Genomic DNA, 14234 nt, shown 5'->3' with positions numbered 1-14234 from the left:
CCTTCAGCGAGGGGTCGACAGCGCGGAGGCCGGCGATGCGGGGGACGCAGGCAATGCCGGTGATGCAGGCGATGCATGTGAGACAGGCGATGCGGCGTCCGCCAACGGTCGGCTCAACCAAGTCGCGACGACACGGGCCTCCAGATCGCCGCCGGCGAAAGCGGCTGGCGTGCGTGCCGCGTTCATCGTGTTCATCGCATGTGCCGCGTTCATCGGTGCGAAGCCGCCGGCCGTATTCGGAGCGGCGCCGGTCGCGCGACGCAGCGAGATCTGCTGCAGCACGGCCTGCTGCGCGTCGCGCGTGAGGAGTTCGGCGAGCACCGTCTTGATCGCGGCGTAGCTGCCGCGCAGGTTGACGTCCAGGCTCATGCGTCCGAGCGTGTTGGCGGTCGGCGCCTGCTGGGCGGTGGAGATCGCGGTGACGAGGACGGACTGCGACTCGGCGGCCTCGCGCAAGTGCGTGACGGCGCGGGCAGACGATTGCGTCAGCGGCAGGCGCGCGGCGAAGGGAGAGACGTCGGCGGCTGGCGCAGCGGCGGCTTTGGCGCGCAGCGCGGTCAGCTCGGTGCGTGTGGCCTGCTCATGCGCGAACGCGCGGTGTTCGGCCTGACGGGCGAGGACGAGCAACGCTCCCGCGACGAGCGGCGGCACGAGCGCGGCAACGACCCACACGGCAGTCGGCGCGTGCGCGAGGCGCAGCTTGAGCGTGCCCAAGTCCGTCAGCGCACGCCAGTCGATGGCAGTCAGACGCATGACGAGCTCGACGCGAAAACGGAACGGTGGAATGCGGCCAGAACTGCTGCCGAATGCATGACAGGCTCCGGGCTATCCGAGCGACTTCGAAGCAGGCGCAGCGCGCCGCAGCGCGTCAGATGCGCGCACGACAGAAAACTTCATGGGTTCCTCCCTGATCCGCGGCGCTGGGCGCGCCGCGCGGCCTGATTCATTCTTTTGGCCGGACGCGACTTTACCGTGACGGGACGGCGGAAGGTCCGAGGCGGTGCGGGAGGTGGGTAGAGGATTGCCCTAGGTGCGCGGGGCGCGGTTTCGAGCCTGAGTCGGGCGGACCGACCAGCCCCTGCAAGCAGGCTCATGAATATATCAACAATTAGACCGATAAAACCTAACAGGCCGAACGGTTGACGACTTAGATCAACTCAACTTCCTATTCATTCCCTTGCTCAACTCGAGCAAGAAACATACCCTGAAGATCTCCGCCCAAATCTCGCCCACCGACACGCAACTCAATCAGCTCCCCCGCTCCATCAAGATAAGATGAACCGTCGATTATTCCCAAAACATTGGAAACTGTATCAATCGCCGTCTGCCGCAGCATATTAAGCAACACCTGCCTCTGGTCCGCAGACAGGGTCCAAAACAACGCATTCGAATCATTCCAGTAGCGATCACTAGATTTTATATTTTTCTCAAGAAGATCGCGATATGAAATCGCATTTTCTTCGACAACAGAAATCATAAGACCATCAACGAATTCTTCTGGCGTCATTTCATTCACTCCAATCAAAAGGATCCAGGATACGCTTCTTTATTCATTTTGATCAATTTTTGAAGCGACGAATTTGGGACATCTTGATAGACCCGCCTCAGCTCCCTGATATCACGAGCGAGTACATCCCGAGGCGTTGTCAAGCCTTCGACGCTGCGAGACAGAATGCCATTTGGCCCTCGAAGAGTGTGACCAATCTTAGGAACTAAAATTGCAGGCGCTGTCAGCGGATCATAGCCAGGAATTAGTTTCCCCAAAAGTGCTTTTTGCCCAACATGATGTGCATCTAGACCTTTAACGACCCCTGCCAACTCATTGTATTGCCCAACGCTATATTTCCCCAGATCCTTCACAGCAGTCCGCTCTATGCGAAGCACAATCGCAGCGAAAGACATTGCCTTGAGAGGTATTGCTATATTTTCTATAATTTCTTTATCAAAATTTCCAATAGCCTGTTCTTGTGCCCTAATAGAGTAATCAAGGCGAATTGCATCCTGACAATCATTCCGAACAACAAGGCATTCCAAGGCATATTTGCGCAATGCAAGTCGTGGTGGCGCGCCCAAAACACCGAAGAAGTGAGGCTGGGATTGTTCTGCGCTTCCTTCGGAAGTTTCGCTCGACGAGGAGTACATATTCTCCTCACAGGTCCTGCGAAAATGACACTCAATCGTCCTTGAAATAGAAGGTGGGCGGTCCCACAATTTTGAGTTCCCGCTAGTCGGGCTTAGCCCTGTCGGATCCGTAAACGCCAGCGCATTGTTCAGCACATAACTGTACCGATTGAGCCCCTGCCCGTTCTGCGGATCCGGTACGGTCGGATCGGCACTGGTATGCCTACCCAAGATCGGGTCATACAGGCGCGCGTTCATGTGCACCAGCCCCAACTGATCCAGGTGCTCGTGCCCCGTGTAGCCGCTGTTGTCCTGGTTGTTGGCGATCGTGCCGAGGCTGGCCCAGTTGTCGTCAACACCGTTGGTCTGGCGGCGACGTCCCCAGGCGTCGTAGCTCATCCGCTGAAGGACATTGCCGCTGCCGTCCACCACGCCCAGTACCGAGCCCAGGTGATCCTTCAGATGCATGCGCACGACACGTGTCCCTGCCGCAGCAAGGTCCGCCGAAGTGCCAGGCAGGCGCTCCTCGATGTACCCCAGACCCATCGGCAGTTGGGTTCTCACGATCGTGACGTTCTGTGCCGCCTCGATCTGCCTTTCCTGTGCACCGGCGTAGTAGATCGTCGTGGTCGCCGCACCCGGCGTACCACCCGACATCGGCTGCACCGTCTGCAGGCGACGCTCCTGGTCAGGCCCGTAGACGAACGACGTCCGCTCGACCGATACACCTCCGGACAGACGATCGATGGTCCGCGGAACGTCCCCGGCCATCCACGTGTAGCCGCGATTCAGTCCCTGAACAAGGTTGCCGTTGTCGTCGTAGCTGAACGTCGGGTTCTGAATGCCGGCCACGGTCCCCGCGATGCTCGTCACAGCATGCGGTCTCACGCTTCCCGCACCAGAAGCCGGATAGCTATAGGTGCCGACGTTGCTCTTTGACGAAAGACTTCCGATCTCGTCGTATCGCGTGCTGCTCACGACGCCGTTGAGCGTCACATCCTCCAGTCGGTTGAGAGCGTCGTAGGTGAAGTTCTCCTGAAGCAGTGAGCCCGAGTCCGTCATCTGCGCGCGATACCGCAGATTTCCGATCGTGTCGTAAAGGTAGACGTCGTTCTGATGCGTCGCATTGGGCGCACCCAGTCGCGTCGGCGTGCCAGTGATGACACTGCTCAGGCGTCCCGTGAACGACGAGTATCCGGTGTGCTGGATCAGCCCTCCCGAAAGAAACTCCTTCGTGTCGTTTCCTTCCGCATTCCGCGCCACCCCTTGCCACACCGTGGTGTTCAAGCCACCGCCGGCAACGCTCACGCTCGCTGCATAGCCCAACTCGTTGTAGTGCAGGCCGATGGTGTTGGTCGCTCCACCGGTACCGCCTCGCGCCGAACGACGGTAGACCGTGCCGGCGGGTCGACCGAAGGTGTCATAGCGATAGACCTCCTGGTAGTCCCCGTCCAATTGGAAGGTCTGACTCTCCGGTCGGCCTTTCGCGTCGTACGTGAACACGTGTCGCGCGTCCTTCGTACTATTGGCCCAGTTGTACGACTCGTCCAATTTCCCTACGCCATTGAGCGCGGTATCGAAGACCCAGCGACTGTCCTGATCCGGCGCAAGGCGCCTCGTGGTGCGATTCAGGTCGTCGAACTCGAACAGCGTTGTCTGACCCTTCGCATCCGTCTGCGAATAGGTTCGACCCAAGGGATCGACCTTGTAGTTCCAAGTTCCCAGATCGGGATCGCGCAGCACCGTCTTGCGCCCCAGCCGGTCGACCGTCACGTCGATCACATTCGACTTCGCGTCGGTCACCTTCAGAAGGTGGCCGAAGCCGTCGTAGCCGTAACGCGTCGTCCGTCCCAGCGCATCGACGACGCGCGAGACCTTGCCCAACGCATTCGCCACCCGCGTGGTCGTTTGCTGTTTTGCGTCCGTCTGCTTGATTTCCAACCCGTTGTACGCGTAAGTCGTGGTCGCCTCGACACCGTCGTCGTCAGGCGCGCGAAGCGACTTCAGGCGTCCGATCGCATCGCGGTCTCGATGTGTCCACACAGGCGCTGCGCCCGCGTAGTACGGACGGCTCAAGGACTGCAGATAGCCGCTGGTGTCGTAGCGGTTCTCCGTCAGCACTTCGGTTCCGGAGAAGCCCCAGCTCCGCGTCAGGACCTTGCGGTTCAACGCATCGAAGAGCTCCTCGACAGGCGTGGCCGTCTGCTGCGTGCCTGTCCATTGCTGCGTCACGATGGTCGAGATCGCGTTGTTCAGACAGCCCGCCACACATGAGCGATAGGCCCACGACGTTGCCGTCCCATCGGGTCGCGACTCGCGCGTCTTGCGCCCCCAAGCGTCGTAGGACCACTGCGTCAGCTGTTGATTGACGTCCGTGTGCAGCAACGGTTGTCCGTGCGCCGCGTCAAACACGCGGCGCTCCACGTGCGCCTTGGCGTTCGTCGCGACTTCAGGGAAACGTCCCACGGCGTCGTACTCCGTCGTCTCGACGACGAGGGATCGATCTGTCGGCGTTCCCGGAACCCGCCAGGTAATCGTCTTGGACGTGACGCCGCCATGAATCGGATGTCGACCCAACTCAGTGATCACCCTCAGTTCGGGCGCATCCGGTTCCACTGTCTCGCGCCAGACACCGCCCAGTGCGTCGTACTCGCGCGCCGTGGTCCGGGTCACCGCCACCGCTCCCGGCGCCGTCGCCGTTGTCGCCTCCGTCCGCATCTGTCCGATCAGCCACCGATCCTCCAGCGTGTCGAAGGTGCGCGTCGTCGACGTCACATAGCTCACGCCAGGTTCGAGCGCCGACGTCATCGTCTGGACTATCGACTTCACGTTACCAAACGCATCGATGCCGCCGTCTGGCACCTTCACCGTGTTCGCGAGCATCGCGGCGCCGTTGAGGTCCGTGGTCGCTTGCATGGTCGAACGCTGGAACACATGCTTCGTAGCGCCCCCCGCGGTGGTGGCCATCGACTCCCACTCGACGCTGCGCGACGACATCTCCACACCATTGGTGTGCGTGATCGTTTCCGCAGTCACTTGACCGATGGTCGGGTAGTCCTGGCTGTAGACGCTGCGCGTCTTCAGCCCCTTCAGCGTGTCCGTCCGCTCCGTTGCCGCGAAGCCCAAGGAGCCTCGGCCGGTCAACTCGGCACGCATGCCTTCATAGCGATAGGTCGTGACGTGGGAGCCGCCCTGGCCGTTGCCCACCTGGAGGCGGGTGACCACAGGCGCACCGCTCTGGACGTTGCGCTTCGGATACCCAGGATCGCCCCCTTGCGCGTGCACGGTGGCATCGTTCAACGCGCTATAGCCGAACGTCGACGTCTGCCCCACGCCGTTGGTCACCGAGGTCATCAGATCCGGCACAGGTGCTGCACCCGCCAGATAAACGCCCCAGGTCTTCGCGTCCGGGTTGTACTGCGCGATGTCCATCCGGCCATCGCCGTTGAAGTCGCCATACACCGTGGTGGTGTGCTGCAGCGTGAACGCGCGGCTTTCGCAACGCAGTTGCCCGCCGGCGATACGGCACAGGCGGCCATTTGCGCCGATGCCCAACAGCTCTGGTCGCCCGTCTCCGTCGATGTCCGCCACCGTGGAGAAGGCATGCTCATCGGGCGTCGCGCCGTTGGTGTAGTCCCGGCAGTCCGTTCCGCCCGCGCCGTTGCCGTAGCAAACCTTGAGCACGGTCGCATTCTTCAACCCGCTGAGCGCGAAATCGGTGATGCCATCGCCGTTGAAGTCGCCGGTCATCGACGCGCCCTGCCCCGCAAAGCCGGTATCCAGGCCAAGGTTGGCCACCGCCGTGCGGCATCCATCCCCGCTGGCGCTGCACATCTGGAAGCTGTTGTCCGGCGTCGTTTCCCACATGCGCGAGCAGTTGGGGTTGTAGACGGTCGCAGTCAGCGCATCCGTCTTGCCGTCGCCGTTGAAATCGCCCATGAAAGGACGCCAGCGCGTGAGGCTGATCGTGCAACTGGCTTCAGTCGGCGCCTCGAAGTAGCGATATGCATAGGGATCGAAGAACCCTCCCGCGCCACCCGTGTAGGTGCAGGTGAAGTTCGTACCATCCGACAGGCACGGACCGGTTCCTCGCACGACGACGTCGTCCCGTCCGTCGCCGTTCGCGTCCGCCACCACGAAGTTGTTGGTGACGCCAAACTGCGCCACGTCAGGCGTGGGCGAAGCCGGGAATCTCGTCGAGGGCTGGCAGTTGAATCCGGTTCCGGTCGACAGGCACAGCAGGGATCCTGCCGTGCCGCTCGACGGCTTCAACAGGTCGGTGCGACCGTCGCCATTGAAATCGCCCGTGACCAGCTGAGACATGAGCGCGTCTGGACCCGTCCACGTGCTGCAAGAGAATGCGGAGCCGGTCGACAGGCATACCTGCCAGGACGTTCCGCCCAGGTGCTGCAGCAAGTCGCTCTTCCCGTCGCCGTTCAGATCGGCGATGGACATCACTTCCAGCAGCTTGGGCAGCCCCCGTTGAGCGGGGTTCTTGAACAAGACCTCCGGTCCGCCTGCCCACGTGCCGCCGGTGAAGGTGTTGTCCGCCGCGCTGCGCTTCGAGTACTGGAAGCTGGTGGCCGGCAGGCATTCGGCCGGTCCGCAGTCGGAGACGGACTGCACGAGGCTGAGCCCCGTCGTCGTGCTGGTCTCATACGCGATCGCCCAACGACGCGCCAGCGCGCCGCCCGTGCCGTCGCCCGCGATACCCGTCCAGGTGGACAGACCCGTGAGTCGCTTCGTGATGACCGTGCGAGCGCCCGCGAGATACGCGAATGACGGATCGGGACGCGCCGCGTTGTCGTACTCGAAGCGCAACGCCGCGTATGGTGCGAACGCCGTGCCGTTGCCGGTGTAGCGGATCGCCTTCGGCAGATGCTCGCCAGTCCCGCTGTCCTTGAAGTAGTCGTAGGCGATGTAGTTGCCGCGTCGGTCCTCTTCCCGGCTCAGCGCCCAGAACAGCGCCTTGCCCGCGGATCCCGGCGTGTCGACGAACGAATCCGGCGTCGTTCCGAAGTGCTGGATGTCGCCGGACTTCAGTTCGACCTTCCACGAATCAGGTCCACGCTCGGCGTCGCTGCCGTAGGACGTGATCCGCGAGAAGTGATCGATCTCGGTGCGGTAGGTCGCGCTGGCGCCCTCCACGCCGCTGACCACGATCAGGCGCTGGCCGTCGAGGCAATAGCGCGTGTTCTTGTCCATTCGAGCGCGGTTGCGCTCGCCGTCCGTGGCAATGGTCGCCGCGCAGCGCGTGATGCGCGAGAGTCCGCTGACGTCCCAGCCCAGGCCGGAGAGGCCTTCCTTGGCCTGGCTGTCGTAATGCAGCGTCACGCTCGGCACCTGTCCCGCAGTGCCCGGAGGCAAAGCGATCGGCAGCTCGTAGGTCGCGGATCCCTTGGAGGACACCGAGGCCTGTCCCGCCGCAGTTCCCGTGATGCCGCCCGCCAGGTTCGGCGGAACGATCGTCACCGCGACGGGATCGGTATGGGTCACGACGACCGCCACCGCGGCGGAAGTCGCCTGACGCCCGTCCCCGTCCGTCGCTCGCGCGGACAGGACATAGGCGCCTGCGGGGCGATCCGGCCAGGAGAACTGGTACGGCGCGGCCGTCAACGTCGCAATGACGCTGTCGCCTGAGAGGAACTCCACCTTCTGGATGCCGGAGTCATCGGTCGCAGTGGCCGCCAGCGTGATGGTGGACGTGGGGCCCGGATGGACCGCGCCAGCCGTGGGAGACGTCAGCGTCACGTTCGGCGGCGCGTTGACCCGCACGGAGATTTCTCCGGACGTCGTCGATCCGCCGACGTTGTCGATCGCGCGAGCAGCCAGACGATGCGCGCCCGGCGCCGGCGTCGGCCAATCCCACGCAAAGGGCGAAGACGTGGCCGTGCCGGCCACTTGACCGTCCACCAGGAACTCGACGCGCGCAATGCTGCCATCCGGGTCGCTGGCCGTGGCCGTCAGACGCCAGGGCGACGAGTTGTCCGCGAGCACGGCGCCACTGGCCGGAGCAGTCAAGCTCACCGTCGGCGAGGCGTTGACGATGATGGAGACGCTTGCGGAGTCCCGGATCCCGCCATCGTTGTCCACCGCTCTCGCCACGATCGTGTAAGCCCCTGCGCCGACACCGCTCCATGTCATCGCGAACGGTGCCGAGGTGCTGGTGCCGACGTGGGCGCCGTTGGCGTAGAACTCCACACGTTGGACACTGCCATCGGCATCGGCCACGTTGACGGCCAGAGGCACCGACGCCGGACCGCTGATGAACACCTGATTGTTGGCAGGCGACGTCAGCGCTGCGGACGGCAAGGCGTTGACGCGGAAGGAGATCGCTGACGAGTCGCCGATGCCCCCGTCATGATCGACAGCCCGGGCGATGACCGCGTAGGTCCCTGCGGACAGCCCGCCCCAGGTCATCTCATACGGAGCCGCGGTGGCGCTGCCGATGGGCACGCCGCCGGAATAGAACTCCACCCGCGCGATGCCCGTATCGCTGTCCGAAGCCGACGCCGTCAAGCGCACGCTGCTGCCGGCCACGACCGTCCCGTTGGCGGGTCCCGTCATGGACGCGGTCGGCAACGCATTGACGCGCACGTACACACCAACGGAATCGCGATATCCGCCGTCGTTATCCACGGCCCGCGCGATGATCGTGTAACCGCCCGCTCCGACGCCCGGCCAGCTCATTGCAAACGGGGCGGACGTGCTGGTGCCGATGTGCGAGCCGTTGGCGTAGAACTCGACGCGCTGCACGCTGCCGTCGCCGTCACTCGCCCCGGCCGAAATCGCGATCGACGCTGTCGGCCCCGAAAACACCTGGTTGTTCGCAGGCGAAGCCAGGGTGACAGTAGGCAGCGCGTTGACACGGAATACCGTCGGTGCCGATGTCGTCACGCCGCCGTCGGTGTCGACCGCGCGCGCCACGACGCCGTGTGTGCCAGACGGGATACCCGGCCAGATGAACTCGTACGGCGCTGCGGTGGCCGTCCCGATGTGGGGGCCTGCCGTGCTGTAGTACTCGACCCGGCCAATGCCGCTCGAATCACTGTCGGAAGCCGCCGCTGTGAGCCGGACTGATGTGGTCGGTCCTGCCAACACCGCGCCATTGGCCGGCGACGCCATGGACACCGCCGGCAGCGCATTGACCCGCAAGGAGATCGGCGACGAATCGCCGATGCCGCCGTCATGATCGACCGCTCGGGCGATGACCGAGTAGGTGCCCGCGGACAGCCCGCTCCAGGTCATCTCGTACGGAGCGGCGGTGGCGCTACCGATGTGCGCTCCGCCGGAGTAGAACTCCACTCGGGCGATGCCTGTATCGCTGTCCGATGCAGACGCCGTCAGGCGCACGCTGCTGCCAGCCAAGACCGTGCCGTTGGCCGGGCCTGTCATGGACGCAGAGGGCAGCGCATTGACGCGCACATAAACGCCGGCGGAATCGCGAACACCCCCGTCGTTGTCGACGGCTCGCGCCACGATCGTGTATCCCCCTGCACCGACACCTGGCCACGTCATCGCGAATGGCGCGGACGTACTGGTGCCGATGTGCGAGCCGTTGGCATAGAACTCGACACGCTGCACGCTACCGTCGCCGTCGGACGCCCCTGCGGAGAGAGGGATTGATGCCGTCGGTCCCGCGAACACCTGGTTGTTCGCCGGAGAGGCCAGCGCGACAGAGGGCAGCGCATTCACACGGAAACGCACCGCACCCGATGTCGTCATGCCACCGTCGGCATCGACCACTCGGGCCACGACATCGTAGGTTCCGGGCGCGACGCCTGACCAGACGTACTCGAACGGCGCTGCAGAGGCACTGCCGATGTTGCTTCCGGAGGTCGTGAGGTATTGAACCCAGGCGATTCCGCCGGAATCACTGTCCGAAGCCGTTGCGGTTAGACGGACCGAGCCGGACGGCCCCGCAATCACGCTGCCGTTCGCGGGCGTGCTCATGGCAACGGAGGGCGAAGCGTTCACTCGGATGGTCGTCGTCGCCGAATCGCTCCACGCGCCGTCCGAATCGTAGGCCCTCGCGAAGAACCGATGAACGCCCGCGCCCACGCCGGGAATGAACACGCTGAACGGAGACGCCGAGGCCGTTCCGGCAAGATTGCCGTCGGCATAGACCTCGATGCGCTGGATGCCGGCGTCATCTGAAGCGGTGCCTGATACGGCAATGTCGGCGGGCGATTGAGCGATGACCGAGCCGTTGAAGGGAGGACCGATCCCGACACTGGGCGGCGCATTCACCCGCACCTGGATCGGCACTGACATGGTCGTCCGGCCACCGGCGTCGTAGACCTTGCCCCGGAACGTATACACGCCCGGCGCGAGACCGCTCTGCGTGAAGGTCGCGTCTGCCCGCTTCGTGTTCGGGCTGAACTCCTGCAAGGCGATGGGGACATCATTGCGGTGGAGTTCGACGCGATAGATCAGCTGCAGCGTGTTCTGCGAGTCTTCCGATCCGAGTACCTTGATCTGGAAGCTTCCCCCCGCCGGTGCCACGGCGCCTCCCGGCGCGGAGATGGTCGCGTAAGGCCAGGAGCAGATCGTCTCGCGACCGTCCTTGTAGCAGCCCGCCTGTGCCTCACCCACCACGCCGGCGAGCATCGCCGCGCCGACGAGACTTTTCCACAGCGCGGCCATGACACCGCGCGACCAAGCGGCCGCCCTGACTCGAAGCATCCCGAAATCCTCCCTGCCGGCAGGTGGGGGACACGATGCCGTGGTCGCGGGAGCGCCTCGACAGTGGGCGTTCTCCGCAAAGGCGCGGAGCATAGGACCACCAGTTCAGCAGTTCAGGAGGGGCAAACCATGATTCGAAAAGGCAACCTCTCCGGATCGGAAAAAGCGAACCACCGACCACGACTGCGGCTGGCGCCTTCGTTTGTGGACGCGCACGGTTCAACCATCTGCATGCGGGCGTCGAACGGCTTTAGGGACGACTGCTATTGGGCCTTCGGTTTGTCACTGCATTCGTTCTTTTCGCGAAACGCAGCCAACCGTGAGCCCAGTACGCGGCTCTTTATATTCGCCGCAACGTCAAGCCTCCCCCGCTTCTCCTCGGACTGAGCAAGAACCAGACTCATGCCTGTATCGTCGATCAGATCATCATGAAAGTAGGCGTCCCCCAAAATCTCAAGACCTCGGTCGAGAATTCGAGAGGCCGCCTGAACATCTTTCCGATCGAGCGCGGCAAGACCATTTCTATAGGCCGCCCATGCTTCAGCGCAGATCTGGCCTGCTGAGCGGACATCAACGCCTCTCAAGCCTTTCCGCGCGGCGGAGCGCCAGAACTCCGCTTGTTCAGGATCTGGTTTGCCGCTGGCCAAGGTGCCGTCGTACCACTGGATGAGCAGCTCCATCGCGTTCAGGTCGCCCTTGTCCGCGGCTCGCTTCAGAGCGGCCAACGCCGTGTCCGGCGCGTAGTACCGAGTCGACTTGAGAAGATAGAGATTTCCCGCCTCGAGCCAGCCTTCATCCAACGCGTTTGCTTCCTGGATCAGCCCGTGCAGCTCCTCTACCGCTGCGTCCCCAGGAGGGTCGCTCAACGCTGAGAGCTTGATGAAGAAAAGCACGGTGGCCGCGCGACTGCAGCGGTGCTGGACCGCGCGCTGCAATCCACGGAGTACCGCAGTCTCTTCGTCATCGGTAAGCGGGCTTGCCTTCTGATAGAGCTTGAGGGTGTCCACGTAGGCGATCCTTTCAGCTTCGCCGCCCAGCCCACACGCCAGCACGGGGTCAGGCGTTGCGAACGCGGCCGTCAACGGGAGCATCAAGGCCAACGCCGCAATCTTCATCAGTCCTCCTGCTGTTCCCAGTTCAGAAATGCATCCAGTTCGCCCGTCCGGAGGAACGTTTGGGCCGCCTGCAACGTCTGCAATTGATCGATGACTTGCCGAAGCGGGAAATCACCTTCCTGACCGCCTGCATTGAGAAGAACAACCTCGTGGACATGGTCCTTCGAATCATCCACAAGGTTCCAAGACTGGCCATCGGGACTGCACACCCTCAGACCTCCACCCAGAATAACGACCCATCCGCCTCCCCGACTGCATGAGCCACTTCAGCCAGCCATTCTTCAGGGATCCAGCTCACGAGCACCACGGCGTCCAGCCGAGAGGGCTCCCAGGGGTTCCCGGAGCCGCTCGCCGAGTCGACATACAACGCGAACCAGAACGCTTTCGCGGGCTCGTTCGTGACTGTGAAGAGCCCCTGCGATTCCCGCTCGGCGATGCCGTCCTGGGTGGAGAAGAACGGACTGAAGGCCAGGAAGCGACCTGAGCGCGAATCAGCGCGACCGGCATGGGCGCCGTCCTGCGTCGACCTGGCCGCCACCACACTGGCGACCAACCGGCGCATGTGGTTAACGATGGCGTTGAAGCTGTCGACCGTGTTGCCGCCGACGATCAGGTCCACCAGTGACCCGGCGGGAAGTCGATGCTCCAGTTCCAGCAGCTCTTCGAGGCTCTTGCCTTTCAACTGCGCCGCGAGGACATCTGCAGCAGTCCGCATCGACACCCGATCGCTCTTCGACAATTGCACTCGTGAGATCCCCGCTCAAGCGTTGCGCTGACGGATCTTGTCGACTGCGTCGATCCCCGCGATGTCGCGGATGTTAATCCGGCTGCGCCCTCACAGAATCTGCCGGCGTCGCCGCTCCCTCCGACGCCGCCGCGGCTGGCGCATCCACCGTCGTCGAAGCCGCGGCAGAAGCCGCCTTCGGCGCCTCCGGCAGCTGCTTCGCCACCTCCGCCGCCCTCGCCCACTTCGCCATCTCCGCCGACAGGTTCTGCATCGACAGCGCCGGCCGCACCTGCTCGAAGAACACCGCCACCAGCAGCGACAGCAGCGCGATCGCGACCGCGCCCTTCACCGGCTGCGCCAGGTTGTTGGGCTCCAGCTTCTCCGCCGTCTTCGACAGGATGCCGAAGCCCAGGTCGATCAGCATCAGCACCAGCAGCGCCGGCGCGGCGATCTTGATCATCAGCTCCAGGTAGTGCCCCGTCTGCACGCGCACGAAGTCCTCCAGGATGGTCGACCACGCCGGCGACAGGCTGCCGATCGGCCACCAGTGGAAGGAGTCGAACAGGATGCCCGTGAGCATCAGCATCCCGCCCAGCAGGTAGAACCCGCTGATCGCCAGCTGCGACAGCAGGTTGCCGATCGGCGTGCTCTGCTCGCCGCTGAGCGGGTTGGTCTGCTGGACGTTGTTGTAGCCGGCCTGGTTGTCGATCAGCACCCCCACGCCCTCCGCCACCCAGAACACCGTCGAGGCCGCGAAGCCGAGCACCACGCCGATCAGCGCCTCCTTGGCGATCGTCGCCACCAGCTGGACCATGTCCATGCCGTGCACCAGCCCCGCCGGCTGCCCCCACGCGATGAACAGCGCCAGGCAGATGCACACGCCGTTGCGGATCGGCCCCTGCAGCACCTGGTCCGTCGTCGCCGGCAGCACCAGGAACACCGCGTAGACGCGCAGCAGGCACACCGCCAGCAGCATCACGCCGTCCTGCAGCGTCGTGCCGAAGCCGATCACCCCGGCGAAGGTGTTGAACATCTCGTTCATGCGCCCGCCTCCGCGCTCAGCGCCCGCGCCGCCGCTTCGGTCGCGCGCCGCTGTGCGACGCGGCGCGCGACCGCGGCCTCCTCGCTCTCTTCGTCCTGCGTGTCCTCCGCCTCCTGGTCGATCTCGACCAGACGCTTGCGGCGACGCTCCTCCAACTGCTCGATCTGCTGCTCCGCGCGCTGCAAGACCTGCTTCGCGGCCAGCACGCGGGCTTCGGCCTGCGCCACCTGCGCGGCGGCTGTCCGCACGCCCTCCTCCGCTTGCCTGACGAGGTCCTGCAAGCCCTCGCGGACATAGGTCAGCGTGACCGCGTCCTGAGGATTGAAGGATTCGGAGGTCGCGAGCGCCTCGATCTTGGCCGCACAGGCTTCCTCGTCCGCGACGCAGCCCTCATGCCGCGCCACCGCGGCCTGATGCGCGCCCACGGCCGCATCGCGCTGCGCGCTCTCGGCCTTGACCTGCTGCTCCATCGGCTCGAGCCGACGACGCTTGGCCCACAGCAGCAGCTTGAGCGAACGCAGATCCTTCATCAGCCGAGGCCCTT

Annotated in this window: 8 protein-coding genes; all 8 read right to left on the bottom strand. The window is 64.0% G+C overall.

Annotated elements, in window-relative coordinates; all coding sequences use genetic code 11:
- Positions 1-3: 3 nt before the first annotated feature.
- Positions 4-753 (bottom strand): hypothetical protein, encoded by a 750-nt coding sequence (locus tag ACQZ13_RS14745; protein ID WP_431045602.1) that lies wholly within the window; start codon positions 751-753, stop codon positions 4-6.
- 412 nt (positions 754-1165) lie between these two features.
- The gene (locus ACQZ13_RS14740; protein WP_431045600.1) at positions 1166-1507 is read right to left on the bottom strand and encodes a hypothetical protein; all 342 of its coding nucleotides are present in this window, start codon (positions 1505-1507) and stop codon (positions 1166-1168) included.
- Between the two features lie 14 nt (positions 1508-1521).
- Positions 1522-10767 carry an Ig-like domain-containing protein gene (locus tag ACQZ13_RS14735; protein WP_431045598.1) on the bottom strand — a complete coding sequence of 3082 codons (9246 nt, stop codon included), beginning with the start codon at positions 10765-10767 and terminating at the stop codon, positions 1522-1524.
- A 302-nt stretch (positions 10768-11069) separates the two neighbouring features.
- Positions 11070-11921 (bottom strand): hypothetical protein, encoded by an 852-nt coding sequence (locus ACQZ13_RS14730; protein WP_431045596.1) that lies wholly within the window; start codon positions 11919-11921, stop codon positions 11070-11072.
- Positions 11921-12130, bottom strand: coding sequence for an Imm1 family immunity protein (locus ACQZ13_RS14725; RefSeq protein ID WP_431045594.1), 210 nt, complete (start codon positions 12128-12130; stop codon positions 11921-11923). Before ACQZ13_RS14725 ends, ACQZ13_RS14730 begins: the two co-directional genes overlap by 1 nt.
- 2 nt (positions 12131-12132) lie before the next feature.
- Complete coding sequence (locus ACQZ13_RS14720; protein ID WP_431045592.1) at positions 12133-12666, bottom strand: hypothetical protein; 534 nt, start codon at positions 12664-12666, stop codon at positions 12133-12135.
- Between the two features lie 73 nt (positions 12667-12739).
- On the bottom strand, positions 12740-13690 hold the full coding sequence (gene sctT, locus ACQZ13_RS14715) for a type III secretion system export apparatus subunit SctT (RefSeq protein WP_431045590.1): 951 nt from the start codon (positions 13688-13690) through the stop codon (positions 12740-12742).
- On the bottom strand, positions 13687-14220 hold the full coding sequence (locus ACQZ13_RS14710) for a hypothetical protein (RefSeq protein WP_431045588.1): 534 nt from the start codon (positions 14218-14220) through the stop codon (positions 13687-13689). Before ACQZ13_RS14710 ends, sctT begins: the two co-directional genes overlap by 4 nt.
- Between the last annotated feature and the right edge of the window lie 14 nt (positions 14221-14234).

Origin of the sequence: Roseateles sp. L2-2, assembly GCF_050613215.1 — a bacterium.
Taxonomy (GTDB): domain Bacteria; phylum Pseudomonadota; class Gammaproteobacteria; order Burkholderiales; family Burkholderiaceae_C; genus Roseateles; species Roseateles noduli.
This window is presented reverse-complemented; position numbering and strand designations above follow the sequence as displayed.

What these genes read in the sequence shown, in the direction of transcription:
- ACQZ13_RS14745 (WP_431045602.1), bottom strand. Translation starts at nt 753, where the DNA reads ATGCGTCTGACTGCCATCGACTGGCGTGCGCTGACGGACTTGGGCACG.
- ACQZ13_RS14740 (WP_431045600.1), bottom strand. Translation starts at nt 1,507, where the DNA reads ATGACGCCAGAAGAATTCGTTGATGGTCTTATGATTTCTGTTGTCGAA.
- ACQZ13_RS14735 (WP_431045598.1), bottom strand. Translation starts at nt 10,767, where the DNA reads ATGGCCGCGCTGTGGAAAAGTCTCGTCGGCGCGGCGATGCTCGCCGGC.
- ACQZ13_RS14730 (WP_431045596.1), bottom strand. Translation starts at nt 11,921, where the DNA reads ATGAAGATTGCGGCGTTGGCCTTGATGCTCCCGTTGACGGCCGCGTTC.
- sctT (WP_431045590.1), bottom strand. Translation starts at nt 13,690, where the DNA reads ATGAACGAGATGTTCAACACCTTCGCCGGGGTGATCGGCTTCGGCACG.
- ACQZ13_RS14710 (WP_431045588.1), bottom strand. Translation starts at nt 14,220, where the DNA reads ATGAAGGATCTGCGTTCGCTCAAGCTGCTGCTGTGGGCCAAGCGTCGT.